Source organism: Streptomyces sp. TRM64462 (genome assembly GCF_013362995.1).
Classification (GTDB): domain Bacteria; phylum Actinomycetota; class Actinomycetes; order Streptomycetales; family Streptomycetaceae; genus Streptomyces.
Window position 1 is genome coordinate 1 of the sequence record NZ_JABWDV010000370.1, and the last position, 339, is coordinate 339.

1 protein-coding gene is annotated in these 339 nt (G+C 65.8%); it reads left to right on the forward strand.

From position 1 onward, the window contains the following. Positions 1-339: HAMP domain-containing protein (locus HTZ82_RS20685; RefSeq protein WP_175410930.1), on the forward strand; the 339-nt coding region annotated here is incomplete at both ends.

Consider the following 339-nt stretch of genomic DNA (forward strand, 5'->3'; position numbering starts at 1 on the left):
AGGTCACCGTCGATGTGGCCGGTGAGATGCTGGAGTTGAAGAACACCGTCAACACGATGGTGGACCAGCTCTCCGCGTTCGGTTCCGAAGTGACCCGTGTGGCGCGGGAGGTCGGCGTCGAGGGCCGGCTGGGCGGCCAGGCCGGGGTGCCGGGCGCCGCGGGCACGTGGAAGGACCTGACGGATTCGGTCAATACGGCGTTCCGGAATCTGACGGGTCAGGTGCGGGACATCGCGCAGGTGACGACGGCGGTCGCGAACGGTGACCTGTCGCAGAAGGTCACCGTCGATGTGGCCGGTGAGATGCTGGAGTTGAAGAACACCGTCAACACGATGGTGG